Source organism: Vibrio sp. 10N.222.48.A3 (assembly GCF_041475345.1).
GTDB classification, from domain to species: Bacteria; Pseudomonadota; Gammaproteobacteria; order Enterobacterales; family Vibrionaceae; genus Vibrio; species Vibrio tasmaniensis_A.
In genome coordinates this window covers 1-1073 of the sequence record NZ_JBFRVX010001492.1, presented here as the reverse complement: position 1 = coordinate 1073, position 1073 = coordinate 1, and the positions used below count along the sequence as shown (strand labels likewise).

At 42.2% G+C, this 1073-nt stretch carries 1 protein-coding gene and 1 pseudogene; both read right to left on the bottom strand.

Translation table 11 applies throughout. The annotated features are described in order from the left end of the window. Positions 1–168: 168 nt before the first annotated feature. Positions 169–846, bottom strand: a complete 678-nt coding sequence (locus AB4653_RS27335; protein WP_009846321.1) for an ABC transporter permease — start codon at positions 844–846, stop codon at positions 169–171. Positions 847–848: 2 nt separating this feature from the next. Further along, positions 849–1073 (bottom strand): annotated as a pseudogene (locus tag AB4653_RS27330) (arginine ABC transporter permease ArtQ); the annotation flags it as partial.

Sequence of the window (1073 nt, the reverse complement as noted above, 5' to 3'; positions counted from 1 at the left end):
GTGTATCTATGGGTTTACTTAAGTCAATTGATTCGACTAATGGGTTCGTAATTTATGGAGTGAATTTAACAAATACCACTTAAACTTATTAGAACCCGAACAATTGAATTGAAATTAAAAACGGCGCTACAAGAGCGCCGTTTATCTAAGAAAATCTGTATCGTAGAGTTAACTTAACGGCCTTAAGTAAGCAAGGAAACGCTTCTCTGCAAATTTGAAAATCGCAATGATGATAAACGTTAGCGCCATGTAGAATAGACCTGCAGTTAGAAAAGACTCGAATGGAGCGTAGTAGCGTGAGTTGACCAAACGTGCTGCGCCAGTTAGGTCCATAATGGTTACGATACCTGCTACTGCAGAGCCATGAAGCATAAAGATAACTTCGTTACTGTAAGCCGGTAATGCACGACGCAGAGCACTTGGCAAAATGATGCGGCGGTAAGTCTTTGGTGTGCTCATGCCGTACGCTTTTGCTGCTTCAACTTCACCTTTCGGTAAGCCATTAATAGCACCACGAATGATCTCTGCAGTATATGCTGATGTGTTTAGAATAAACGCAACTAAAGCACAGAACCACGCGTTTTCCCATAGTGTATCTTTTACTGGGAAGAATTGGTCCATACCGTAGTAAATCAGGTACAACTGCACCAATAACGGCGTACCACGGAAGAAATAAATGAACGACCAAGCTGGTGCATTAATCATCATATTTGGACTGTTACGAGCGATAGCTAATGGTATGGCTACGAATAAGCCAACAATCAAAGCGACACAAACCATCCAAGCCGTTGTCCACAAACCACCAAGGTAAATCGGCAGGCTTTCAATTATCAATGAAAAGTCCATAACTACCTCGCGTGGATACTGAATTTACGTTCAACCAACTTAAGTAAGCCCGTCGAAACACTGGTGAAGAATAAGAAGATGATTGCTACCGTCATATAGAAGGTAAATGGCATTTTGGTTGAACCCGCCGCCAGAGCGCTAACACGTACCATGTCTTCAAGGCCAATAATAGAAACCAGCGCGGTAGTTTTTAGTAAAACCAACCAGTTATTACCAAACCCTGGCAG

Bases quoted from the DNA above. Each gene is read 5' to 3' on its own strand.
- AB4653_RS27335 (WP_009846321.1), bottom strand. From the start codon at position 846: ATGGACTTTTCATTGATAATTGAAAGCCTGCCGATTTACCTTGGTGGT.